Raw genomic sequence first — 26,313 nt, forward strand, 5'->3', positions numbered from 1 at the left:
CGGATTACTATTGTCGTTTTCTTCTGATGAGGAATATGATGGCTACCAGTAACAACAGGCCGGGTATTATCCATACAAGGATTATTTTTTGAATGTGTGCACCGTGTTCAGAAATATCCAGCAGTATATCTTTCTCTTCCATTTTCGTTAACCTTACCGGAAAGTGATTGTAGGTGAGCCAGCTATTGGCACCTCTTCCAAACCGGATATTGGGTTCGTTCAATCTCAGATTGCTCAGGAAATCGGCGCTTCCGCAAACAATGATGCGTTGTTCTTTCTGATGGATGTTTCGTGTAAGCTGTACTGCTGTTGTGAAAGTATCTTTCACCTGATCACCAGCTCTGGCATCTAATGGCGGCAGTATGGAATCTACCACAATGTTGCCGGCTTTGAGCCATGTTCTGCCGGGTTGCGTTAATAGTAAGGGCCGAACTGTAAAAACTCCGGACTGTTGCTCAACACCCGTCACTGTTGGCATTCCTAAGCCATTTATGGATACTTCAAAACTAAGATTGCGGGCTTCCGGAGTGGTGAGCGCTACTACTTTTTCAGGTGTTTCATCATACGTGGGCTGTAGAATCTGTCCGTTTTGCAGTTGCACTCCCAGTTGCTGCAACAGTGGATTGAGCACATATTGCTTGCCTGGTTTGCCGAGGATGATCATATTGCCACCAGCATCGATATGGCTCCTGATCTTTCCCTGAACTATCGCAGACAGATCCATCACAGGATCTGCGATTATCAGCGTGGCCATATCTTTTGGAATAGGTTGGGTATTCAGATTCAGGGTATCGATATCCAGTCCCATGTTCACAATGGAACCACGTACACTTCTATCCGCGAGGTTGAAATAGCCGCGGTCTCCTATCTTGCGGATATCGCGTTCCAGATCGCCGGTAAGGAAATACACTTTGGAGATCTTCTCTGGTTCCAGCAACCGTTTCAATACCGATGCAATAATGTAGAAGTCTGGCCAGACATTCGGATCGTTCAGGGTACGTAAGAATTCAGTGCGCCCTTTGTATTTCAATTGCATCACCATGCGGTTCCCTTCAGGTTGCAGGTTGATGAGTTTGCGGATGGCAGCCGGCGATTTGAACATGCTGAAGTCAACATCCACTTTCTCACGTTCCACTACTTTAGCTGCCAGTGCATCCACAGACAGGCCGGGATATTTATGGAACCAGCTGGTATCGGCAGTTTGCGGATCTATATCATAATAATATTCATAGTTGAATCGTATGCCTGGCTTGAAGCGCAGGATCGGATCCCACAATTGGGTGAGATAATCCGGATTGCGGGCCTGCGGAAAGCCACGCTTGGCTTTCGATGTAGTGCTGAGCAGATTGGTGTAGAGGGTTACTTCCAGATCACCATCTTCCATTTGTTTCAGCATGCTTCTCAGTTCGGGTGGAATGGTTTTCATTTGGGTAGCAGTGGTATCCCAGTAAACATTCAGCGTTGGCCGGGAGCTGACATAACCTGCAAGCAGTGCTGCCGCCATTACCAGCGCATAGCGGCTGAATGGCACATACCATGGTTTGGACTCCCGTTCAGTACGGAGTTTGATGATGGTAAAACAAATGAAGATGCCCGTAATCACTATAAAGTAAACGATGTCTCTTGTTTCTATGAGACCGAGCATCATTTTCTGTGTGCGGTTTTGCAGAGAAAGAAACCAGGTGAGGTCTCTGAGTATATCATATTGCTGCCAGAGCATGCCAATACGGTCGAGCAAAAAGATAGTGAGAAAAACACCCAATGCCGCAATGATGGGATGGATGGAAAGCGCAGACATCAGCATACCGATAGCTGAATAAGCACATACCAACAGGTAGAATCCCAGCAGTCCGGACAGAAACACTCCGGCATCTTCATCACGGATATTGAATGCGCCGATAATCATCAGCAATCCTATAACGGCCACCAGCATCAACAGGTACATCATCATTCCCAGATATTTGCCCAGTACAATTTGTCTTACAGTAGCGGGCGAAGAGCTTAGCAGGCGCATGGTGCCGGATGTTCTTTCCCGGCTGATCAAACTCATGGTGAGCAAGGGTATGAACAGGTAGAGATAAGACACTGCCGATTTGTACACATCTCCGAAATATCTCAGGGTCAGAAATCCCGGATGCCAGTGCCAATGGGGATCGCTGTTTTTGATCATCACCTCCTGAAAATTAGCGTCGCCATGTACCGGATAGGCATAAGCGATAGCGCTTAAAACCCAGAAAACGATGAGGGTGCACCATGCGATGGGCGAGTAGAAGAGATAGCGCAATTCGTTCTTTGCTATGGTAAGAATCAGGCGCATGTAATATTATTTTTATCAGGAATAATGTTGTTTTATTTTCTTTTTCTCCTTATCAGCAATACCATGCCCAGCAGTAATATCAGCGAAGGGATCACCCATACATAGAGCAGTTTTTCGAGTTTGGCCCAGCCGGGTGTCATGGTCATCCAGTTGTCCTTTGCTAATGGGAAGTTCAGGAAAAGCGGATACTCGTTGTAGTTGAGCCAGCTGAAAACAGAGCGGACCAGCGTGAAACCCCGCCCGGCTGTTACTCTTATTTTGCTTGGGATGTCTGCATCGGCCATCACCACTATGCGCTGTTCTTTTCCGTTGAGCTGTCGTGTAAGCTGGATGGCAACCGGGTAACTGTTTTCTTTCAGATCGCCCTCAGCTGCATTGAATTGGGGTGCAGTGGAATCGATTACCAGCTTTCCCATTTTCTGCCACACTTTTCCGGGTTCTGTCATCAGCAAAGGTTTTATGGTGAAACCACTGTCGGCGGTATAAGAAATGCGACTGACCTTTTCCGTTGTTTCATAGCTCGTATCAGATCCACGCAACTGATCATTATTCGTAGCAAGAAAACTGATGTATAATTGATTGAGCCCTTCTTCCGACAGTTTGTATGCATCAGGCGCCCGGTAATATTTGATCTTATCCGCTGTTTCGTGGAAGCTTGGCTGTACCAGTTGTCCAGGCATCAACTGTACCCCCAACTGCTGTAGCAGCGGATTCAATACCTGCTGCTTACCGGGTTCTCCGAGAATGAAGAGGTTGCCTCCGCTATGTATGTATCGGTTCAGTTTCTCCATTACTGTCGCACTGAGATCCTGTTTGGGATCGGCAAGTACCAGTGTGGTAATGTCTGCTGGTATCTGCTGCGTATTCAGGTTCAGTGTATCCATATCGAAGCCGAGCGGATACAATGAATGCAGCCAGGCATATTCCCTTTCTCCGTTTTTGAATATGCTGCGTTCGAGTTGTCCGGAAATAAAGCCCAGCTTCGGCATCTTCTCTCCCTGAAGTCGCCTGAAAGCAGCGTTGAAAGCCGATTCACTGGCTGCCTGGATATTGCTGAAAGAAGGTTGGCCTGTTTTGAAAGGAAAGAAATTGATGAGTATGGATTTGCCTCTCCAGCTTAGCCGGCTTCCTCTCTGATAATTCAGAGAATCGGGGTCTACAAACTTTTTGATTTCCTCCGGTCCCATGAACAGGGATGAATCTATTCTCAATGCTTTGGATACCAGCACCGCGATCTCTTTCAATGTTTTCCCCGGAAAATTATAATACAAAGTGCTGTCGCCTGGCCGAACCGCATAGTAGTACACATATTTGAACCGGATATTGTTTTTGAAACGCCGGTAGGGTTCCCACATATCCATATAGGTATTGATATTCTGAGGAAGGCCAAGAAAGCAGTATTCTTCACCTTGATTGAAAAGATTGGTGTAGAGCGTCACTTCAAGCGGATCGTCCCCAAAGGCTTTTAACTGTTGTTGCGTTATGTGGTGAAGGGTATTGGTTTTCCCAACAGTAGCATCGAGGTATCCGATTGCAGGCTGACGCGAAGAAAGATAACCGATGCTCAAAGTAACTGCGATCACCGCCAGATATTTTCCCGCCCTTACGTACCATGGGCTGGATTGCATTTTGCCTTTCATCACCAGCATGGTGAAGGCGAGGAACATTGCAATGATAGCCAGATAGTAAATGATATCTTTCGTTGTAAGCAGGCCACTCAGCATTCTTTTGGTACGGCTCCTGAGACTCAGAAAATAAGTGAGGTCCCTTACAAAATCAAACTCCTGCCACAGCATGTGGATATTTCCCAGAATAGTGAGAATTACAAAACTGATAATGGCAGACACTATCGGGAAGCGGGTAAGACTGGAAGTAAAAAAGCCGATAGCGGCATAAGTGGAAAGCAGTAACCACACACCAGTAGCGGCAGACAGCATTACGCCAACGTCTACTGATTGTATGTCGAATGCTGCAGTAACCATCATCACTCCCAGTATCAGCATGAACAACATATTGAAAAAACAGATGCCGAGATACTTCCCAAATACCAGCTGTCGGATGCGCAGGGGAGAAGAGTACAGCAATTTGTAGGTACTGCTGTTGAACTCTCTGCTGATCACACTCATGGTGAGCAATGGGATAAAAAGATACAGGTACTGCAATACATCTGCGATCATTCCCGATTGAGGGTGCGTAACGAAACCTTCTGTGAGCGACACGTTTCTGAAGTATACCGACCAGGGTTTTTCTTTGAGTATATTGTACATTCTGGGGCCCATCACATATACACGCCCCACATAGAAAAGTGCACTGAGCACCCAGAATATGATCAGCAGAAACCAGGCTACAGGCGTGTAGAACAGGTTCTTTAATTCGTTTCGGGCTATTCTGAAAATTAGGTTCATCCGAATTCTTTTAAAAGTTTTTGTTGGCCGGAACTTCACACGGGCAGGCAACTTTGTGATGAGCATGCAAGGTTCCTGTGAGTGCAAAGCATGGCCTGTCCGCCTTCGCAGGGCAGACTATATTTTTACTGATTCTTTCAGGAAATGCTTATTGTCCTGCTGTGTCGGATAACTGTCTGAATACTTCGTCGAGCACTCCTTTGTCGGGATTGATTTCCCTGAGACGCCAGCCGCCGTTCACACTGGCGGTAATCAACAGATTGGTGATCTCTTCTTCGCTGCCTTCAAAATGGATCCTTGCCTGTTTGTTTGAAATGAATTCCGCACGGAGCACGCCTTTGATGCTTTCCAATGTGGCGGCCGGTGGCGGATTATCCATCAGCATCAGCACAGCGCTTGCCTGTGCGTAGTTATTGAATGCATCCATGGTATCCGAGAAAACAATTCTGCCTCCTTCGATCATGATCACTTCCCTGCAAAGCAGGTTTACTTCAGACAGTACGTGCGATGAAAAGAGCACGGTGTGTTCTTCTGCAATTTCCCTGATCAGTTTTCTTACTTCGATCATCTGATTGGGATCGAGCCCGTTGGTGGGTTCATCCATCACTACCAGTCTGGGTTTATGGATAATGGCCTGCGCGATGCCCACACGTTGCCGGTAACCGCCAGACAAATTCTTGATCAGCCTCGAACTGAAATGCGCGATACCGCATCGTTCTTTCACTTCTTCAACAGCCTCTCTTATTTTCTGCTTATCCATCAAACGAAGCGCTGCGCAATACACCAGGTATTCATCGATGGTAAGATCGGTATAGAGTGGAGCTGTCTGAGGCAGAAAGCCAATTTGTTTTTTAGCTTCCAGCGGATGTTTTCTTAAATCGATATCATTGATGAATACATTGCCTTCGGTAGGGTTGAGGGAGCCGCAGATAATATTCATGGTAGTGGACTTACCGGCGCCGTTTGATCCAAGCAAACCGATAATGCCGGAGTCGGCAATGTCGATATTGATATCGCGGATGGCCCAGCTGCTGCTGTATTTGTGCGACAGGTGTTCGGTTTTGAGTATCATATTTCTTAATGTAGATGTTTAAAGTATTTGGAATCCGATCGACCTGAGCAGCGTACGTGCAGCTCTGAATTTATTCCGTACTACCGGGTACGAAGCATAATCGGCATCGAAAGCTTCTATGGTTTCATAGGTAAGTGCTGCTTCGAGATAAGTGAGCAGATCATCCTGCATCATCGGCATGGATTTTCTTCCATACATGATCAATGAATAACTGGCCCTGATGAATCCGTACTCTTCAAAAATTACCGGTACTCCGGGAGAAAGGGCAGACCACAGGTCGCCATAAATTCTTTTGCCCGGAGCAACGTTCTTAGTGAGGCTGTAAAACTCAGTTTGTATCTGCTGAAGGTGTTCGCGCAATAATCTTTTGGAAGCCAGTTTTGCCAATACCGAAGCAGCGTATGTTTTCTTACCTGCTGCCGTCATTGTATCGGGATTCACAGCAGGAATGAGGATGGTATTGAAAGCATTATGCGGCTTATTCGAAACCCCTGAAAACCCCGAATTGTCTGCATTGCTTATTCCTCTTAAAGTCAACGATTTTACAATCAGGATACTGTAAACCTGCATGTTGGTGGGTACCCGTGAAAGTACTTCCTCCCTGAGCAATGGCAATAAAGGAAGTGCCTGTTCTTTTTCCGGAATCAGTTTATAGGAGAGCCCCGGCTGAATGCCGAATGGCGAGTAATTGGTTGCCAGCCTGCGGTAAGAATAAACTGGTATGCCGGAAGTATCGCCAACGTGTATGCGCTCGATGGTATCGTTGTAAAATACCGGCACTCCTGTAGTCTGATAGAACTGGTAAATGGCATGATCCACCGGGTCTGAAGGATTGTCTTTTACTTCCAACCGGTTTTCATCTTTCTCATCGGGTTGCAATGGTGCTTCTTTTTTGCAGGAAGCGACCCCAAAAAACAGCAGTAGCAACAGGCTGTTGTGGATGAGTTGTATTTTATTCACTGCTTGCATATATGTTTTTTTAGGAGTTAGCATGCATTTATGGAATCAATGGGCGGTCGGGGCGAGGCTCATTTGTAATGGCTCCCTTATTGAATTCAATTTCTTTTGAAGGGATCGGTTGCAGCCAGGCTGAAGGTTCCTGCGAGTATGGTTTCAGTTCATAATACCCCGATTCATAACGCCCTGAACCATCAAAAGCAAATGCACGGTGGCGGATGGATTTTTCATAAGGGAACCTGCTGTTGACGGCATAACGCCGCAGATCGAACCAACGGTGCAGTTCAAAGCAAAGCTCCCTTCTGCGTTCATCTCTGATGAAATCTATCAATTGCTTTCCGCTGAATGGCAAGTCTGTGAGATCGGCCGGCTTAAAACGTTTCTTGCGTAATTCCTGAATGGCTGCAATGGCTTCTTCATTTTTTCCGGATGCAGCCAGCGCTTCTGCTTTATTCAGATACAATTCCGGCAATCTGATCATGGCCAGATCGCATGCATCGGATTTGTTATCATCTCCTGATTTTTTGGTGATGAAATCCCCTTCATCCAGTTGTTTGAAAAAAGCCCCAGGTCTGAGATCAGTGGTGGAGTAGTTGCCAAGCAAGTCTTCAGACACCCGGTAGTTATTGATATACTGAGACAGTAGTATTGCCGGATCGATCATTACCCGGTACATATTATTGCCGGTGGCATTTGATGTGAAAATGATTTCAGCCGAAGCGCGTTCCAGAAAGGGAGACGAGGCTGGCCAGTTATTCAGATCCTGCAGCTGATAATGTTTTTGCAATACTTTATCGGCTACGGAAACAGCTTTTTCATACTCCTCACGATAGAGATAAACCCTGCACAGTAATGCCTGTACCGCAGCCTGATTGGCTCTCAATACTCCTGTTTCATTGGCGCCGGCCAGTTCTTTTTCTGCATCCAGCAGATCGCTTGTGATCTGATCATATACTTCTTTTACACTTGCTCTTTTTAGCGGGGTGGTTTGCACTTCAGGAGTGATTTTCAGCGGAACTCCATTATCGGTATTTGCCGTAGAAATATTATAAGGTTTACCGTAGAAGTTCACCAGCAGAAAATAATAGTAGGCTCTAAGAAAATGCGCTTCGCCTGCTATGCGTTGCAACGCGTTTTCGGGCTCATTCTTTTCTCTGAGGGAAGGGATGTTGAATAAGATAGTGTTCAACGTTGAGAACCTTTTGTAAAAAATCTCATAACTGCCATACCCAGGATTAAGCGATCCGTTTCTGTTCAATGCAGGATCTTTTTGCCAGTAGTGTATGCCGAATTCAGGGTAACTGACGAGGTTGGATGTTTGTGTAATGGTAGGATTTTGCTCCAGATCATCATCCAGCAGCAACATTTCAGGCCAGAGTCCAGATAAAGGATAACAGCTGCCTATCAGCAATTCGTCCAGATCGGCAGCTGACTGAATGAAAGTCTGGTTCTGTGAATACTGCGCCAGGAATTTTTTGCAGGAAGGGCTGATAAACAAAACAGCCGCAATGAATAAAATATGAATGGCTTTCATGTGTCTGTGTATTAAATCAAAAACTCACATTTATTGAAAGGGCGTAAACAGGTCTTATCGAGAGATTGATATTGGGACTTGTTCCCGATTGTGTAGGATCTTGTCCCTTCATCTCTTTATGTGCCCAGGTAACAAGGTTTGAACCGGAGAGACTAATGCGGGCGGCTTTCAAACGATAACGTTTGCAAAGTTCCGGTGGACAGTTGTAGTTAAGTGCGGCGGATTGCAGCTTCAGGTAATCTCCGCTTACTACGCGCAGGTCGGAATAATCGTACATCTGGAAATAATCCAAAGCAAATGCGTTGTTGGCTCCCCACCACGCGCGCTCATTGCCTGCCAAAGAAAACAAGCCGGGAATGGTTGTTTTTGTTTCATCGCCGGGATAACGCCAGCGATCGACATACTCTTTGCGAAGGTTCTGCTGGGAGCTGGGTTGAAAGGTTCCATATTCTCCAGAGGCTATTTTCAGCAGTCGGATCTTGTTGCCGAGACTATAAGTGAAGTTGAGGTTGAGCGACCAGTTGCCATAAGCCAGATAATTGGAAATGCTCCCCTGCAATACCGGTTCACGCCTGCCGGATTCTGTCATCACTTCTCTGAATATATCTTCTGTGCTCATCTTGCTGTACTTTGCTTCGAGCGCTGCGGCATTTTCGGGTTCAGCCCCATAGAAAACGGGCACACCTTTGTTGTCGATTGATTTAAACCGATAGGCGTAAAAAGTGCCTACCGGTTTACCGCTTGTTGGTATATCTCCATTCAGATAAGTAGTGTAGTTGATATTTTCTCCTTCGTTTGCATTCAACGTTAGCCTGTTGTTGCCAAGGGCCCTGTCGAGGATCTTGTTGAATACCTGTCCCAGCTGCGGATCGATGCGCCAGATCAGCCCTTTCTTTCCGCCATTCATAGCGTTATTGATGGGAGTGAAATTAAAGCTGAGTTCAATGCCCTTGTTTTCCAGATCGCCTCCGTTAACGGTGTAGTAGTTTACACCATTCACAACCGAAACGGAGCGTGTCAAGAAAGCGTTGGTGGTCTTTTTGTAGAATACTCCTACAGAGCCAACGAGCCTGCCATTTAAAAGGCTGAAATCAATGCCTGCATCATAGTTATCTGTTTTCTCCCAGCGGAGATAAGGGTTGGGAAGATATGCGATAGTGGAACCAAAGGCGCCATAATCACCGATCAGATCTCCTTTCTGAATAATGGCATAGGGTGTTTGGTTCTGCAGCATATTACCCTGTGTTCCGTAGGAGAGCCGAAGCGCTGCGGTGTTCACCCATTGAAGGTTTTTTAATAAATCTTTTTCCATGTTCCACCGGGCAGAGATCACCCATGTTGGCATGAAGCGTTCATTGCTTCTGGAGCCAAAAGCATTGGAATAATCGCTGCGTGCATTTGCGGTGAGCACATAACGATCATCATAGATATAACTGGCCGAAGCATACACCGAAGCAAGATTTGTAAGCCCTTCAGTGATGGTGGGTTGTCCGGAATTTTGCAGCCAGTTGGCATAAGCAGTATAAGTGGCGAGGTTGATCTGGGCAAAACTGTATCCGCGTTCGGGGTAATACCCTCTGCGCGTTTGAGCGAGCGCACTGTTTTTTGAAGATGATAATTCCGTACCCAGCATCGCATTCAGAAAATGCTTTTTGCGTGCATCTGCGTATCGGCTGTATTCAACATCACCCCGCATTGTGTAAGCCTGTACGCGATTGTTTTGTTGCCACAGTTCACCCCCAAACGGAATGGCATTTGAGCTGGGGTCTCCCGGTGCAGCGCTTCTTAACTGATCAATGTAACTGGTTTTTTCGTCATACCATTTGCGTTGCTCGGTATTGGAAGCTGTGTAGGATAGTACAGCTTTCAGTTGAAGCCCCTGCACCAGCTGATAATTGAGGTTACCTGTAAATGTATAACTGTTCCCTTCTACCGTTTGGCCGGAGTGGTTCATCTCGTTCAGAACATTAAAAGCGGGTCTTAACGAAGTGGTGCCATCCGGCAGGGTAGGAGCATAGAAATACAGGCTGTCTTTTTCTTTGTATAACGGAATAGCGCGGCTGGTGCCATAAGCGTATTTGAGAATGCCGAGGTTTTCCGGCGTATAGCGGCGGTCGTTCCTGTTGGCAACGATGCTGAACTGCGCAAGGAAATTCCTGTAGTTCAGGTTCAGTTTCAGCAAACCGGTATATCGTTTACTGTATTCGCCTTTGATTACGCCGCGTTCATTGGTATAACCTACCGATGCATAATAACTGCTTTGTGCACTGCCCCCTGAAATGCCGAGTGTTTGATTGGAGGACAAAACATCCTGAGTTACTGCCCCCAGCCAATCGGTATTCATGGTCTTTGCGCGGTTTACCCGTTGCAGATAGGTTGCATAATCTATTTCGCCATTGTAGTAAGCGATCATGGCTTTTTCATAGGCTTCCGGTACTCCTTTGGTGGGAATCTGACGGTCGAACATTTCTTTGGAAACGTCTATCCGTTCCTGTGAGTTCATCATGTACACATCGTTGTCTGTGTATCTTGGCCGCCGGGTATAAGTGATATTGTTGCTGTAGCTGACTGTTGCCGGGCCCGATTTACCTCTTTTAGTGGTGACCACAATTACGCCATTGGCGGCCCTTACACCATACATAGCTGTAGCGGCAGCATCTTTCAGTACACTGATATTTTCTATGTCGTTGGGATTAAGTCCTGATATGGCGTTTCCTACGAGGTTTACAAAATCGTAGTCGTTGATGCGGTTGGCTTCTATTGGTACGGGATCCGTTTGCACGATGCCATCTACCACCCATATCGGTTCACGGGAACCGAGTATGGTGGATGTTCCGCGGATGCGCAGTTTTGGTGCAGCACCAGCCTGTCCGGAATTCTGCATCATGATTAATCCCGGCACACGGCCTTCGAGCATTTTATCTACGGTAGTAATGCCGGGCTGGTAGAGGGAGTCCATCTTTAAACGGGTAACGGCTCCCGTCATGTATTTTTGTTCGATCCTCTGGTAGCCGGTGGAAATGGTTACTTCATCCATAGCACTGATGTTGGCTTCCAGTATCACATCGATCACTTTTCTGCCTTTTATGGAAATGATGTCCTGCTTATAATTTACATAGGTAACGATCAATTGATCATTTGCTTCAGCAGTAATACTGTATCGCCCGTCGTCGGCCGATTTGCCGCCTGTAGATTTACCTTTTACGCGGATGGTGGCGCCTGCAAGGGGCTGACCTTCCCTGCTGGTAATACGGCCTGTTATCAGCTGTTCCCGAGAAGAACCATTCTCCATATTGGTTGAATCGGATACTGATCTTTTTACCGGAATCAGAGAGATGGTGATAATTTTCCCGTTGATGTTGTAAGTAAAGGGCTGTCCTTTACAGATCAGTTCCAGCGCGGCTTTCAACGAGGTATTGGTAATGTCTATGTTCACTGGCCGGGCGCCTTTCAAGGCATTGGCCGGATAAAAAAAAGAGAAGCCGGTTTGTTTCTTGATTTCATCGAAGAGTTTCTCAACAGGTACGTCTGAACCTTTCAGGCTTACACTTTGTGAAAATCCTGCAACGGACCATGCCATCAGTATGACAAGCAGCAGTGTTCTGGTAATTTGTTTTTTCATAAAGCAGTGCAGTAATGTTGGCGTTGCATAATGCTCCATTATGCAACAATCGTTTGTTGTTATCCGGTATCCACAATAAGTATAAGGTTTGATGGCACCAACCCTTTTGACAGCGGGTTAGTAGGAGGATGTTAAGGTAGAATGGTTATTTTTTTCGCGTCTTGCTGGAAGTGAACTCCCGTTGTTTTCAATGCTTCCAGCACCTGAGAAAGTGTAGCGTCCATTGGGATGGCGCCTTTGAATTGCAGGTGTTCAGGCGCACCGGTTTCGTAGGAGATCTCCAGATCGTACCAGCGGGCCAGTTGACGCAATACTGTTCTTAGATCGGTAAGGTATTTGAAATTGAATTCGTTGTTTTTCCATGCCAGTTCTACTTCCATATCGGATTGCTTCAGCAGTTTGAGTTGTTTGTTTTCATTCACCTGCGCTTGCTGTCCGGGGAGCAGTTTTTGCTGCTGATTTCCCGTACTCACTCTTACTGAACCCTGAACCAGCGTGGTTTTGATGATGGGTTCATCGTTGTATGCATTGATGTTGAACTGAGTGCCGAGCACTTCAACTTCCACGCTGCCTGTTTTTACTTTGAAAGGCTTTCCGGCATCTTTAGCCACATCGAAATAGCCTTCTCCTTTTAACTCAACAGTACGGCTTTCGCCATTGAAGGCAACAGGATAGGTAATAGAGGATCCGGCATTGAGCCATACGCGCGAACCATCGGCCAGCGTCATATCCATCACGCGGCTTCCTCTGGGATTGGTAAGTGTGTTGTATTGTATTTTTTCCATCGACGCTCCGGTACCTTTCTGATAGGCAAACTGACCATTGCTCAGTTTCACCAGTTTTACGTCTCCCTGCAAAGCCAGTTGCCCATTTACAGTACTATCGAGTAAGATGGTGCGGCCATCTGAAAGCGTAACGATAGCGCGGTTTTGCCTCGGGGCCGTAATATCTGTGGGAGTGGTTTTGGCAATAACCGGAGCATCCTTTTTCTGAGAATGCAGCCACCAGTAAATTCCGATACCAGCCAGTGCTACGAAGGAAGCGGCTATGCACCAGCGGCGCCAATGGATATGGCGGACAGGAGCTGTTTTGGATATGTTAGTTTCCTCCTGCTTATCGATATTGATAATGGATCTGAACAGCTCTTTCCATGTATCATTTTCTGCATCTTCAAACTCCAGTTTTTGTGCTTCGTAATAATCATTCATGCAGGAAATCACCTCACCAGACTGATCGCTGTTCATCAGCTGCAGCAGCTGCTCACATTCTTCAGAAGTAGCAGTAGCGGCCTTAACCTTGCTCAATAGCTGCCTGATCGTTTCCTGTTGTGCATTCACGTGCTTCAGTTTTGGGTATCCTCACAGGTAAAATAATTCCTGCTTAAGGCACAGGTTTGTGCCCTGTACATCTATACGATCCCTGAGCAGTAAAAATATACTCAGTGAAAAACACTTTTTTTATTGCATGGCTAACGCGATAAGGAGCAGGGGAAGTGTGATGCCCTGATGTTGCAGATATTCCTTCAGAAATTTCCCTGAACGTGTCAGGGAATTTCGAACACTTTGTACGGAGATACCCAACTGATCGGCTATCTCCTGTGGTTTATGTCCCTGGATGCGGTTTAAACGGTAGATAAGGCCCGATTGCGCCGGCATTGCCTGTATGCCGGCCTCTATCAGCCGGCGTACTTCCGTCATGTCCAAATGCTGTTCCAAAGATGGCGCAAGATCATTGCCGCCCTGATCAGCAGCAATCTGCAGCGCAGCTTTTTCTTCAGTCAGCTGCTTTTTCAGGTATTTGAAGGATTGGTTATACACCATCCGGAAAATATAGCTTTTGGGTTCCTGAATCTCAGTGAGTTTTTCCCTGTTAAGCCAGAGTCTTAAAAATAAACCCTGCACCAGATCTTTTACTACCGCTTCTGATTTCACAATCTGGAGTATCACAGGCTGGATGAGTGGGAGATATCGGTCATACAATTGTTCGAAGGCGCTTTCATCGCCTTTGGAAACCAGGAGCAGCAATTCTTTGTCAGTATAGGTCGGATTGTAACTCAAGAACGTTTATTTAGGGCAAGAAGAGGCATAAATTTATTGCTTTTTGCAGCAGGATCATCGATATTAAATGGGAGAATGTGAGAGGATGAATTTAGGCAAATTCAGGGAAAATGGAGTGTTCATTTATTTTTAGCGCAGATGGGAAGTGGTTTAAAAGAAAAAGTCCCCGTATGGAAATACGCGGACTTTTGGTATTTGGTATGATATAGTGCTTAGTTATGGAATGCAAATATAAACCTTACATCAGATATGAACCAAGCATATCTGTTAAAAAATTTCAGGATTAATTTGCATGATATGTTGCTGTATTGCTGGCTGTTGTCACAGTTTTAGCCTGTGCAGCGGCAGTAAGCTCCACTTTTTTGGCAGGTGTAACCTTCACTTCAGGTACGCCGTATCCATGGATCTGTGCCAGAGTAGGCGCCACCACCAGTGATACGATCGACATCAGTTTGATGAGGATGTTCATAGACGGACCAGAAGTATCTTTAAACGGATCACCTACGGTATCTCCGGTTACAGACGCTTTATGCGGCTCAGATTTTTTGTAGTAGATCTGTCCGTTTATCTCAACGCCTTTCTCGAACGATTTTTTAGCATTGTCCCATGCACCGCCTGCATTGTTCTGGAACATTCCCATCAGTACACCACTTACAGTAGCGCCTGCGAGGAATCCACCCAGTGCTTCTGGTCCGAAAAGGAAGCCCATGATCAGCGGAGAAATGATGGCAATTGCACCGGGCAGCATCATCTTTTTGATGGATGCATCGGTAGAAATGGCCACGCATTTTTCGTACTCAGGTTTTGCTTTTCCTTCCATGATGCCGGGGATCTCACGGAACTGGCGGCGAACTTCTTCCACCATGCTCATCGCTGCTTCGCCTACCGCACGGATAGCGAGAGAAGAGAAGATGAAAGGGATCATGGCTCCCACAAAGAGAGAAGCCAGTACATCGGCTTTATAGATATTGATCGCGTCTCCGAGATCGTATCCGTTGTTTTTGATCACCCCTACATAGGCAGCGAAAAGAGCCAGTGCAGTGAGGGCGGCAGAAGCGATGGCGAATCCTTTACCCGTTGCAGCTGTGGTGTTGCCCACGGCGTCGAGTACATCGGTTTTCTCACGCACTTCTTTGGGCAGTTCGCTCATTTCAGCGATGCCACCTGCGTTATCTGCAATCGGACCGAATGCATCGATGGCCAGCTGCATGGCAGTAGTTGCCATCATACCGGCTGCTGCGATTGCAACGCCGTAGAGACCAGCACAGGCGTATGATCCGTAGATACCGCCGGCGAGTACGAGAATAGGAAGGAGGGTAGACTCCATACCCACTGCCAGGCCTCCGATCACGTTGGTGGCGTGGCCGGTTGCTGACTGACGAACGATACTCATTACCGGGCGTTTACCCATGGCCGTATAGTATTCGGTGATGATGCTCATCAGTGTTCCTACTGCGAGACCAACACCAATAGCGCCTAGTACACCCCATTTGGTGAATGTGTGACCACGGAGCTCCATTGTTTCGGGGAGAATGAAATACACGAGACCAACAGAAGCGATCGCTGTTAAAACGATCGATCCCCAGTTGCCCATGTTCAGTGCTTTCTGCACAGCGCTGGTGCTGATGCCTGCTGAATCGCTGATGCGAACGAACCAGGTACCTACGATTGAGAAGAGGATACCCAAACCTGCAATCAGCATCGGCAGCAGAATGGGAGCCATGCCACCAACCGAGTCTACAGAAATGGTTTCTTGTCCAAGCACCATTGTTGCCAGAACGGTAGCCACATAAGAACCGAACAGATCGGCACCCATACCGGCTACGTCGCCCACGTTATCACCTACGTTGTCGGCGATAGTGGCAGGGTTACGCGGATCATCTTCAGGGATGCCTGCTTCCACCTTACCTACCAGGTCGGCGCCTACGTCGGCCGCCTTGGTGTAGATACCCCCACCCACGCGGGCGAATAGGGCGATGGATTCAGCTCCGAGAGAGAACCCGGTCAATACTTCGATGGCCTGCACCATCTCGTGGCCATTCACGGATGCATCACCCGGAACCAGCCACGCCTTTAATATTATGAAGAGACTGCCTAAGCCGAGTACAGCCAGACCAGCTACACCGAGACCCATCACAGAACCACCTGTGAAAGAAACGGCCAGCGCCTTGCTGAGACTGCCGCGGGCTGCATTGGCTGTACGCACGTTCGCCTTGGTGGCAACACGCATACCAATATAACCTGCCAGTGCACTGAAAAATGCACCAATAATAAAGGCAATTGCAATAGACCAGTGTGAGTGAGGATTGGTAGTGGCCATAAATCCGAGGAGGAGCGCCACCACTACTACGAAATAACCCAGAATTTTCCATTCTGCTTTGAGGAAGGCCATGGCTCCGTCTGCAATGTAGGTAGAGATCTCTTTCATCCGATCGTTACCGGCATCCTGTTTTGATACCCATTTGAATTTTACCAAGGTGTACAGGAGCCCGATGATACCCATCAGAGGAACCAGATAAATCAGTTTATCCATAAGCGCAATCTTAGTTCTGTTAGTTTTAAGGAGGTCAAAAATAGGGGAAAAGGTCTGGAATTAACTTTTCCCCCAGTTATTTTTTGGATTTGTGATTATTGCTTCGTACTATCCGCAGCGTTTTTCTTTTTCTTGAACAGGCTGTTGATGAGACCTTTCCCCGTATTCTCCAGATCTTTCTTCGGATCTGGCTTTGCGCCGCCTGTGGTATCTTTTTTACCGAACAGTTGTTTGTTCAGCTCATCTTTCAGCGCTGCTGCCGCTTTTTTCTTCGCAGATTCCAGTGAGTCTTTCGCCTGCTGCTTCGCTACGGCCAGCGCACTGTCGGCCGCTTTCTTCTTCGCTTCCACAAACTGATTGGCCTGATCTTTCATGTCTGCTGCCAGACTTCCTCCGGCTCCCTTCAGATCTGTTTTCACGGTTGGATTGCCGATAGATCCGCCCAGGTTCACTTTGAAGTTGATGGTTTCGCTGATGTTCACCGGAATGCCTTTCGCCGTTGCCTGCGAAGCAAGATTGTTCACCAGCGCATTCGCCTGTGAGCCCAGCTTGGCGCGCGGCACTTTCAGATTGATCACATAATCGAGACTCTGATCGAGACCGTGCATGCCGCCGATCTCCATATCGATGTCCTTTACTTTTACATTGAATGGCTTCACCAATACCTTTCCGTTGGCGAACTCGAAATAGTTCTTGATGTCTTTTACGGAAATGTTCTGGAGATCGTTCAGGTTGAGCGTGCTCGCCAGCTTATCGAGTGGACCGAATTTGCTGAGGAAGCCCTGCAGCAGAAACAGCGTTCCGTCGCCGGTGAGCGTGCTGAGATCGGGCATCATGTCCCCGCCGAGTTGTCCTTTTACAGTCATCTTCGAAGTGAGCTTACCTGCAATGAATTTACCGATCGGCATCAGCTTCTGAACAGTGTTGAAGGCCATGAAGGTTTTCTGCACATCGAGGTTCTGCACATCGTATGCAAGAGAAATATCGGGTTTCTTTTTGTTCACTTTGGTAGAGTAGGAGCCATTGAGACCGATGGTTCCGTCGAGCGCATCGAGCTTCACATCTTTCAGGTACACGGTTTCGTTGTTCAGTTGCAGACTGCCGTTGATATTGTTGTAATCAACTTTATCGTAGTGCAATTGATTCACTTTGGTGTTGAGCGTGAAGTTGATATTCTTTGGTACAAGGAATGGATCCCCCGCCGCAGCTGGCGCAGCAGCGCTGTCTTTCTTTTCAGTTGCAGCCGGAGCAGCAGTTGCAGTTGTTCCCATGAATTTGTTGAGATCAACTTTATCTGCATTTACATTGAGCGTACCTGCAAGCGGTTCATCCTTCATCGCATATCCGATGAGGTTATTGAAAGATCCGTTGGCGTTGAAATTGGTCTGCATGAAATTGCCGGCCAGGTTGTTCACCGTTACGTTCTTCGGATTGAAGGTAAACAGACTGTTGGTGATGTTCACACCATCAGGATAATCTTTCGATTTGTACGATATGTTGGTAGCCTGTACCGTGCCGGTTGTATTGATGGCATCGTACTGGCTTTTGTCGATCATCGATTTCTTTCCTTTGAAAGCCACATTCGCATTCACCTGACCCGCGAGTGAAGTGCCGGGCGTGAAAGTGTAGAACTGGCCTACGTTTGCGAGGTTGAATCCGCCTTTCAGCGTTCCGTCGAATGCCGGGTCTGAAGCAGGTGTCTGCAACAGCAGCGTAAGATCCGCTGCATCTTTTCCTACCTCTACGTGTGCTGCAGGAATATGCACCACTGTATGATCAGGTACGCCATCAGGATTGGTTACATTGATGCGCGCACTGGTATTCTGGATCGGTGCAGGAAATGCTGTGGACGAATAGAAGAGTTTGCTCATATCGATAAAACCCTGCGCGGCAAATTGTCCGGGTTTCTGCTGCATTATCACAGCGAGATTGCCTTTCGCCTGCACATCCGCATCTACGAGACCTGCGAGTTTTGTACCGGCCGGCAGTTTCACAAACTGTGTGATGCCCGCGAGATCGAGCTTGCCTTTGGCAGCAGCATCGATGTATCGGTCGGTCTCCGGTTTTTTGAACAGCAGATGGAAGTCGAAAGGATCACTTCCGAACTCGATATGCGCTTTCGGAATTTCAACCACCGCATTATCGGTTACGCCATCCGGATTATCCACTTTCACCTGCAGGTTGATATTCTGCACAGGTTTTGGAAGATCTGGATACTGGAAGAAACCGTTCTCCACCTGAAGGTTGAGGTTGTATGCGGGGATCTGTTTTCCGTTATAGGTTCCTTTTACAAATCCGTTGAGAATGGCTTTGCCACTGGTTTTCACCTTGGCGAAATCATTGGCGTACACAGCGGGGATCAGACTGAGGATGCTTTTGAAATCTGTCGACGGCGCTTTGAACTTGATGTCCATATTGTAGGTGCTGTCGTTCACCAGCTGAAAGAATCCGTCGGCTGCGATCTTCAGATCGTTCAGTGCTATCTCTTCGGTATTGAAAGTGTATTTGGAAGATTTGCTGTCGATATCGATATCCAGGTCGATATTGGTTTTGGTACGTGCGAGATAGGGGATGCCTGCATAGGTGAACGTCACTTCATCGGCTTTGGTACCGGTGCTGAGCTTGAAATGATCAGAAGTGAAATCGCCTGAACCTTCGTGATTGAGGTTGGTGATCTCGGTGCTCATGCCGGTAGTGGCATCGCTGTACTGCACATAGCCATTGCTGATGGCGTACTTCTGCAGATTGAGTTTGAAGGAAGAAGGTTCTGCAGGCGCCTCCGGTGTTTTGGTGGTTGTATCGGGTAACATGATATCCCAGTTGGCCTTTCCTTCCTTATTCAACAATGCATGGATGCGCGGCTGATCGATGCTCACTTTCGTAACACGGATCTGATCTCCGAACAGGCTGAACAGGTCTACCGCTGCAATCAGTTCTTTCGCACTTATCAGCGTGTCCTTGAGAAATGGTTCAGGGCCGGTTACCTGCAATCCTTCCAGTGAAACGGAGGCTTTGGGGAAGTTGCGGAAGAAACTCAGACTGAGATCTGTAAAATCAACTTTTGCAGCAACATTTTTGTTGATCTGTTCTTTTACAATCTTTGCAATCTTGTCTTTGAATAGGTAGGGGGCTGTAAACAATAGCACCAGCAATACAAGGAGGATAATTCCGAGAATGCGGAAGGTCTTCTTCAACATAGGCCATATTGGTTTAGTGGCATAAATATCGGACGAAGATAATAATTTAAAAATAGCACGTAATATTGCCGCCGGGCCTTAACTTATCAATATTTTACAAATATGACACCGGAACGTTACGATCGATTGTTATCAGTATTGAACAAGCGTCAGAATGATCTCTGCATAGTGCTGGAGAACGTATTTGATCCGCATAACATATCTGCCGTGATGCGCACCTGCGATGCAGTAGGAGTGCAGGAGATCTATGTTCTGAACACCAAAATTCCGCGACATAAGAAGTTTGGACCCAGAAGCAGCAGCAGTGCAGCGAAATGGCTCACCGTACATCAGTTCACCGATGCGGCGGAATGTTTTGCGCAGCTGCGTTCAAAATATGATCGTATCTTAACAACACATCTCAGCAGCGATGCCATTGATCTGTACAACATCGATTTCGCCGCAGGCAGCATAGCGCTGGTTTTCGGCAATGAACACAGTGGCGTGAGTGATGAGATCAGGGCGATAGCCGACGGCAATTTCATCATACCGCAGGTAGGCATTATTCAATCACTGAATATTTCAGTGGCCTGCGCAGTAACCTTGTATGAGGCGCAACGGCAGAAGAAAGTGGCCGGGCATTATGATAAACGACGCATGAGTGGCGAACAACTCGATGGCCTGCTCGATCAATGGAAACTGCAACTCGATGAAGCCGATCAGAACGGATAAGAAATTTGCTGCCTGATATATTTTCAATTTACATAAGTGTATGAAGCAATTTATCTTTTTGTTATGCGGGATGTTTGTGGTGTTCACAGCATCATCCCAATCAGTGAAACGCGTGAAGATCGATGAACTGACTTCGTATATCCAGAACAGTGATCATCCCATGGTGATCAGTTTCTGGGCTACCTGGTGCGCGCCCTGCGTGCAGGAGATCCCCTGGCTCGAAGACGGAGTAGGGCAGTTCAAAAATGATAAAGTAGAACTGATACTCGTGAGCCTCGACTTCGAAAAAGAATTCCCGAAAGGCATCGAAACTTTCATCAAAAAGAAAAACTTCAAAGCCAGTTTCTTCTGGCTCGATGAAAGCAATGCAGATTATTTCTGTCCGAAAATAGATTCCGCATGGAGTGGCGGCATTCCTTCCACGCTCTTCCTCAATAATGCAACAGGATATCGTCATTTCTTTGAACGCCAGCTCACCGACAGGCAGATAGTGCCGGAGATCAGATTGCTGGTGGCTCCTAAAAAAGATGCCGGAAAGTAATTCCGGTTACTCATCACTGTAATCCTTCATTACAGTTGGCTGAGAGGCTGTACAACTGTGGTCTTCGCTACATTTGAACAGTCGTTCCTGCATACCCCTCACAGTAGACCCTCACTGATTGCTGTAACGTCAGCTGCTGTTTTTTATCATCAAAAAATAGAAGTATGAAATGTGTACAACATGCAGTCGGACTCACTGTATTGGCAATGTTATTTGTTGTCAGTTGCAGAAAAAACGATGCAACGGCAGTGCCTGATCCAACTGGCGCTGATGCCAATATTTTTTCGCGGGTAGAACATATGTATCATATCAAAGACAGCCTCTCTGGCCGTACCTGGGATTTTGTGTACAATAAATATCAGGACCCTGAAGCCATTATCACCAATGTTGTTACCGACGGCAATCCCAATCAGTATTTTCTGTACGATTGGCAAAAGCGAATGGTGCAATATATCAGGATGTTCGAATTTGAGAATGGCTTCGAGACCTTCAGAGAATTTGTATACGACCCCATCAAACGTAACCGGATCATCCGCGATACCGGATACAGTTTCGGCAGAATTGTGAACGGAAGACCAGTAGAGTATACGCAGAAATTGCTGAGACGTTATTGGTACGATTCGCTGGACAGAGTGATTCAGGAACGCTGGAATCTCCTTGAGCCGCAGTATCCCGATTCCATGACCTTTACCTACCAGTACGATCAGCGTGGCAACCTTATCAGAAACGGTGTGGAGTACGACGATAAAGTGAATATCCATCGTGCCAGCAGAGTATTCATGTTCCTCGACAGGGATTACAGTGTGAACAACCCATTCCGGTCTCGGGCATATACACAAAAAGGAATGCCGAAACATATGGAAACGGGGCTTCACAACGAGCGCTACTTTCTTGATCTTGATCTGGACGACGCCAACATCACTTATCCTTCAGACGGACCTCCCGTTCCATTGCCATAAAAAAGCAACACAATTTTCCAGCCAATCGCAGACCGGGTAAAGCGCTGTGCGCAACCCGGTTTTTTATTTCGCTTACAAAGGAAGCGATCTGATCCATGCTTCAGCAGTGGCAGGGTCAGTAAAGAATTGCTCGCGGTCCGAACTGAAACTGGTTTGATATAAAGTTATCTTGGTCTCGTCCTGATGTGCATGAGCAGCTCCCACGCATTGAATGCCTCTGATATTTCTGAACACCATTTTTTGTGCTTCTTCTTCAAAGAGGCCGAGGTAGCCGGTTCGCCAACCATAGTCTGCCAACGTCAACGGAACAATATCTCTGAACTTTTTATGTGCTTCGAGGTTCACTGCTTTGAAGCCATGGAGATTTACAAATATCTTGAAACGGGCATTATCCGGAAGCTGCTGAAATGCAGTGTGGAAGCCGGTTATCCACTGTTCAATATCGCTGAGATCGAGCAGGCCGCTCACTTCGGTGACCATCAGATGTGCATCGGGGTACCAGTTGGTAGCGGTTATTTTTGTATTGTTCATGGCGTTGAAATTTAGTGGACTAATGTAACCAACGCTGCAAAATGATCTTGTTAAATTGGCTGAAAGGCATAACCGTTATCATGAGGTGCTTTTATCAGCTGATCGATGCATGTATCACAAAGCGAAACTCCCGCAAAGTAGTATTGCATTCTTACGAAAGAAACCTTATTTTTATTTTACCACACATGCCCGTGTATAGGAATGCATCGTCTTTGTATCCTTTCTGCTGATCCGTTTTAAGTCCATATTTCCTCCAGACGCACGATGTTTTTTTATTACCTAAACCTATACATTTATGAAAAGGATCAGAAAGATTTCCCTGTTATTTGCATTGCCATTGCTGCTGGCGCTTCAGGGCTGCAATAAGATCTGGGATATCATCAAAAACTCGCCTGATGGTGTGTATTCCAAATGCCGTATCAGAGAGATCACAGATATCGGAGAGCCTAAAAAACTCAGTTTCTTTTACAACAAATATGGAAATCCGGATAGTATCGTTTCTTCCAATGTCAGCACAGGTTATCAGAGTTTGCTTTTCCGTTACGACAATAAACAACGAATGATCGAAAGCCAGTACTATCCTGAAAATCCCCGTTCATTCATCTACTGGTCTAAATATTACTACGATAATAAAGGCCGCATTGCAAAAGATACCAGCCATCTCTGGGGCAGCATTGTAAATGGACAACCCACCTGGCATTGGGGCGATTATTTCCATAGCTATGAATACGACAACAAAGACAGAATAATCAAGATCACCAGATATTGGCGCGCAGCAGGCAGTACTGAGCCTCCGGCGTTCAGCGATGTTCAGAATTTTGCTTACAATGAAGACGGCAATTTAACACGCAGTGGTGTTGTGTATGATAACAAACTGAGCATGTTCAGAACGCATAAGATCTGGATGTTCATGGCCAGGGATTACAGCATAAATAATCCATTCACTGCAACCGGTTACAATGATAAGGGATTGCCAACGCGCATAAAAGCACAAGGAGATGTTTACAATGTGCCTTCAAGTTTTCTGAATTTCCATGGCAATAAGATTACTGATGCCACAGTAGTGTGGGATTGCAAATAGATCTCAATAGTTCCGATACAAAAACAAACAGCCTGTATGCAGTGATACAGGCTGTTTGCAACAGATTTTAAAAACGGGGCTTAACCTGCTCTTTTGATAGAGCATCCTACAGACCTGGAGGTCTTTACAGTCACGTCTTTTCCATTGCTTACTTCAGTGATGGCAAGTTGCAGGTGTTTTCGGGTAACGGCTTCTGCTTTATTGGGGTTGTCGTCGATAGCTCCATGATATACCAGTTTGCCTGAGTTGTCGAACAGAAAGCATTCCGGTGTTTTGGTGGCGCCGAAGGCGTCTGCCAGTTCATTTTTTTCGTCGAGTGCATAGTACCAGCTGAATTTTTCTTTGGCTGCGTAAGCCTTCATGGCATCCATGGACTCATATACTTCGCGTTCTGCAGCATTTGAATTGAGGAATATCACCCCCACTTTATTTTCCAGTGCAAACTTCGCAATGTCGTTGGCACGTGCTGCATTATTGAGAACAACAGGGCAGGTGTTGCAGCTGAACATCACCAGCAATCCGTTTTGTTTGCGTGCTTTATTCAGACTAATATCCTTGCCTGAAACGTCGCGCATTACTATATCACCTTTAGGCATAGCCGAACCGATAGCAAGTGGCTCGGAACCTGTTCTGAATGCCATTGCAGGCAGCAACAGGCAGAGGATAAGAAATTGTTTCATATCTGTATGATTTTGGTATACAAAGTTTACGAAAAAATCAGGGAACGGGAATGCCGCTTGTCTCGTGTCTCGCCCTTTCATCCGCCAATGCTTTGAGGGAGTGTATGCTCACGTTCAGTTCGTATCCTATCAGCAGAACAAGCGCATTGATGTAGATCAATATCATTGCCACAATGATGGTGCCAATAGATCCATACAGCGCGTTATATTTTCCGAAATTGCTCACGAAGAAACTGAAACCCAGTGTGGCCAGCAAGCTGAGGAAGGTGGCCAGAATGGAGCCGGGAGAGATCAGCCGCCACCTGCGTTTGGTGGCTGGTGCATATTTGTAAATGAATGCTATTGCGTAGAATACCAGACCGATGATGAAGATCCATCTGAACGAACTGATCAGCGCTGCCCACTTTGGGCCGATGCCCAGCCATTTAAGCACTACACCCTGCATGGCCAGCAGCACAAGGCAGGCAACCAGCAATCCTAATATGATAAAAGTGAGCTTGATGGCTGCCCATCTGCTTTCGAGTCCGCTGCGTTTTTCAAATCCGATATAATTTTTGTTGAAAGAGCGCATCAGTCCCATCATGCCATTGGAGGCGAAGAAGATGAGCAATACAAAACCGAAGGAGATCAGCCCCACGCGTGCCTGATTCAGAAATCCATCTACAAAATCGATGATGCCTTTATTGTATTCCTTCGCCGGGATCATATCATTGATCAGGTGATGCAGTTGCGTTTCAATGCTGTCTTTCGGAATAAAGGGCAGGTGCGGAATAAGCGTGAATATGAACAGGCAGGTAGGAGGGATGGCCATGATGAAGTTGTAAGCCACAGCAGAAGCGCGTTCTGTGAGCCCTACTGTTTTCACCTGCTGCAAAAAGAATACGATCACATCGTACAGCGGCACTTTGTCGAAGCCGGGCAAAACGATATGTTTGGTTCGTTCTGTAACGAACTTTACAGGAGGCAGGTTCAACAGTATTCTTTCGAGTTTGGTCATGCCGTTTAGCCGGTTTTATTTTTGTGTGCCGATGTCTTCCTTCGCCGGTTTTTTCAGCGCCTGCACAGAGTCCAGCGCTTTCTGGAATGCCTTGGCATTCACCAGATGCTGTTCGTAGGTTTCGCTGAAGGTATGCCTTCCGGAGAAATCGCTTTTTGCCACAAAGAACAGATAGTTGGTGGCAGGCTGGTTCAGCACTGCATCGAGCGTTACCAGCTGCGGCGTGCAGATGGGGCCGGGAGGCAATCCCACTACACGATAGGTGTTGTACGGAGACTCCGCCAGCAGGTGTTTCTCATAGATCCTGCGGAGCGAAAAATCGCCCAGCGCAAACTTCACGGTCGGATCGGCCTGCAGCTTCATGCCTTTTTTATAGCGGTTGTAATACACGCTGGCAATATTGCCTTTCTCTTCATTGGCATTGGTCTCTTCTTCCACAATGCTGGCGAGGGTGTAAGCCTGTGTGGCTGTGAGTCCCAGCGCAGCGGCTTTGTTCTTCCTTTCGTCGGTCCACACTTTTTTGTATTCGGCGAAGAACTTTTTGAAAATGCCTTCGGGTGTATTGTTCCAGAAATAAGTATAGGTATTGGGATAGATGGCCGTCATGATGCTTACAGAATCGAATCCGTAGGCGCTCATGGAATCTTTGTTGTTCATGTAATCCATCACGGAGGCGGAGTCGCATTCGAATTTGCGGCCGATCAGCGACGCCAGGTCCGCACGGGTCCGCAGTTTGGTGATCACCAGGTTTACGGCACTCTGACGGCCATTGCGCAGCATGCGTGCGATGCTGAAAAGGCTCATGCCTTTGCGGATCTCATAACGGCCGGGTTTGATCTTTTCGTCGAGATCCATGCGATGGCCGATCCATTCGAATGAACCGGGATTGCTCACGAGATTACTGTCCTGCACCGTTTTCACCACTTCCGCGAATGTGGCATGGCCGGTACGGATGTACAGGTATTTATGATTGCTGTTAAATGGAGTATTGGAGGTGAAGAACCTGAAACCGATAGCAGCTGCCGCCAGCAATACCACTATGAGCGTTCCCCAGATCAGTTTTTTGAACATGATGTACCGGATTGATACTGTAAATTAAAAAACCCTGCTGAAATCAGC

The 26,313-nt window shown here is 46.9% G+C and carries 18 protein-coding genes; 4 read left to right on the forward strand and 14 right to left on the reverse strand.

The annotated features are described in order from the left end of the window. Positions 1–7: 7 nt before the first annotated feature. From HHL16_RS22335 to HHL16_RS22380, 10 genes are all read right to left on the reverse strand, one after another. Positions 8–2,317, reverse strand: a complete 2,310-nt coding sequence (locus HHL16_RS22335) for an ABC transporter permease subunit (RefSeq protein WP_169427552.1) — start codon at positions 2,315–2,317, stop codon at positions 8–10. A 32-nt stretch (positions 2,318–2,349) separates the two neighbouring features. Continuing rightward, entirely contained in the window at positions 2,350–4,722 is a 2,373-nt protein-coding gene (locus tag HHL16_RS22340) for a Gldg family protein (RefSeq protein WP_169427553.1), read from the reverse strand. Between the two features lie 148 nt (positions 4,723–4,870). After that, positions 4,871–5,794 (reverse strand): ABC transporter ATP-binding protein, encoded by a 924-nt coding sequence (locus HHL16_RS22345; RefSeq protein WP_169427554.1) that lies wholly within the window; start codon positions 5,792–5,794, stop codon positions 4,871–4,873. 18 nt (positions 5,795–5,812) lie between these two features. Then, complete coding sequence (locus HHL16_RS22350) at positions 5,813–6,763, reverse strand: hypothetical protein (RefSeq protein WP_169427555.1); 951 nt, start codon at positions 6,761–6,763, stop codon at positions 5,813–5,815. A 28-nt stretch (positions 6,764–6,791) separates the two neighbouring features. Next, entirely contained in the window at positions 6,792–8,285 is a 1,494-nt protein-coding gene (locus HHL16_RS22355) for a RagB/SusD family nutrient uptake outer membrane protein (RefSeq protein WP_169427556.1), read from the reverse strand. Positions 8,286–8,301: 16 nt separating this feature from the next. Next, positions 8,302–11,907 carry a SusC/RagA family TonB-linked outer membrane protein gene (locus tag HHL16_RS22360; protein ID WP_169427557.1) on the reverse strand — a complete coding sequence of 1,202 codons (3,606 nt, stop codon included), beginning with the start codon at positions 11,905–11,907 and terminating at the stop codon, positions 8,302–8,304. Positions 11,908–12,038: 131 nt separating this feature from the next. Beyond that, a complete protein-coding gene (locus tag HHL16_RS25370; protein ID WP_169427558.1) occupies positions 12,039–13,244 on the reverse strand; it encodes a FecR family protein in 1,206 nt (401 codons plus the stop codon). A 120-nt stretch (positions 13,245–13,364) separates the two neighbouring features. Next, complete coding sequence (locus HHL16_RS22370) at positions 13,365–13,964, reverse strand: sigma-70 family RNA polymerase sigma factor (RefSeq protein WP_169427559.1); 600 nt, start codon at positions 13,962–13,964, stop codon at positions 13,365–13,367. Between the two features lie 283 nt (positions 13,965–14,247). After that, entirely contained in the window at positions 14,248–16,497 is a 2,250-nt protein-coding gene (locus HHL16_RS22375) for a sodium-translocating pyrophosphatase (protein ID WP_169427560.1), read from the reverse strand. A gap of 95 nt (positions 16,498–16,592) precedes the next feature. Next, positions 16,593–19,694, reverse strand: coding sequence for an AsmA-like C-terminal region-containing protein (locus HHL16_RS22380; protein WP_169427561.1), 3,102 nt, complete (start codon positions 19,692–19,694; stop codon positions 16,593–16,595). A gap of 102 nt (positions 19,695–19,796) precedes the next feature. On the opposite strand from HHL16_RS22380, the gene HHL16_RS22385 reads away from it, so the two are divergent. From HHL16_RS22385 to HHL16_RS22395, 3 genes are all read left to right on the forward strand, one after another. After that, a complete protein-coding gene (locus HHL16_RS22385; RefSeq protein WP_169427562.1) occupies positions 19,797–20,405 on the forward strand; it encodes an RNA methyltransferase in 609 nt (202 codons plus the stop codon). A 40-nt stretch (positions 20,406–20,445) separates the two neighbouring features. Further along, positions 20,446–20,946 carry a TlpA disulfide reductase family protein gene (locus HHL16_RS22390; RefSeq protein ID WP_169427563.1) on the forward strand — a complete coding sequence of 167 codons (501 nt, stop codon included), beginning with the start codon at positions 20,446–20,448 and terminating at the stop codon, positions 20,944–20,946. A 164-nt stretch (positions 20,947–21,110) separates the two neighbouring features. Beyond that, a complete protein-coding gene (locus tag HHL16_RS22395; RefSeq protein ID WP_169427564.1) occupies positions 21,111–21,905 on the forward strand; it encodes a hypothetical protein in 795 nt (264 codons plus the stop codon). Between the two features lie 72 nt (positions 21,906–21,977). On the opposite strand, the gene HHL16_RS22400 is transcribed toward HHL16_RS22395, so the two are convergent. Further along, positions 21,978–22,436, reverse strand: coding sequence for a hypothetical protein (locus HHL16_RS22400; protein WP_169427565.1), 459 nt, complete (start codon positions 22,434–22,436; stop codon positions 21,978–21,980). Positions 22,437–22,731: 295 nt separating this feature from the next. Between HHL16_RS22400 and HHL16_RS22405 the strand changes: the two genes are divergently transcribed. Continuing rightward, positions 22,732–23,517 (forward strand): hypothetical protein, encoded by a 786-nt coding sequence (locus tag HHL16_RS22405; protein WP_169427566.1) that lies wholly within the window; start codon positions 22,732–22,734, stop codon positions 23,515–23,517. Positions 23,518–23,597: 80 nt separating this feature from the next. Here the strand turns inward: HHL16_RS22405 and HHL16_RS22410 are convergent, their stop codons facing one another. From HHL16_RS22410 to mltG, 3 genes are read right to left on the reverse strand one after another with little or no spacing between them, the layout of a single operon-like run. Then, positions 23,598–24,197, reverse strand: coding sequence for a thioredoxin family protein (locus HHL16_RS22410; RefSeq protein ID WP_169427567.1), 600 nt, complete (start codon positions 24,195–24,197; stop codon positions 23,598–23,600). A gap of 37 nt (positions 24,198–24,234) precedes the next feature. Beyond that, positions 24,235–25,194, reverse strand: coding sequence for a YihY/virulence factor BrkB family protein (locus tag HHL16_RS22415; protein ID WP_169427568.1), 960 nt, complete (start codon positions 25,192–25,194; stop codon positions 24,235–24,237). A 15-nt stretch (positions 25,195–25,209) separates the two neighbouring features. After that, complete coding sequence (gene mltG / locus HHL16_RS22420; protein WP_169427569.1) at positions 25,210–26,265, reverse strand: endolytic transglycosylase MltG; 1,056 nt, start codon at positions 26,263–26,265, stop codon at positions 25,210–25,212. Positions 26,266–26,313 lie beyond the last annotated feature (48 nt).

It is taken from the genome of Pseudoflavitalea sp. G-6-1-2, from assembly GCF_012927185.1.
Classification (GTDB): domain Bacteria; phylum Bacteroidota; class Bacteroidia; order Chitinophagales; family Chitinophagaceae; genus Pseudobacter.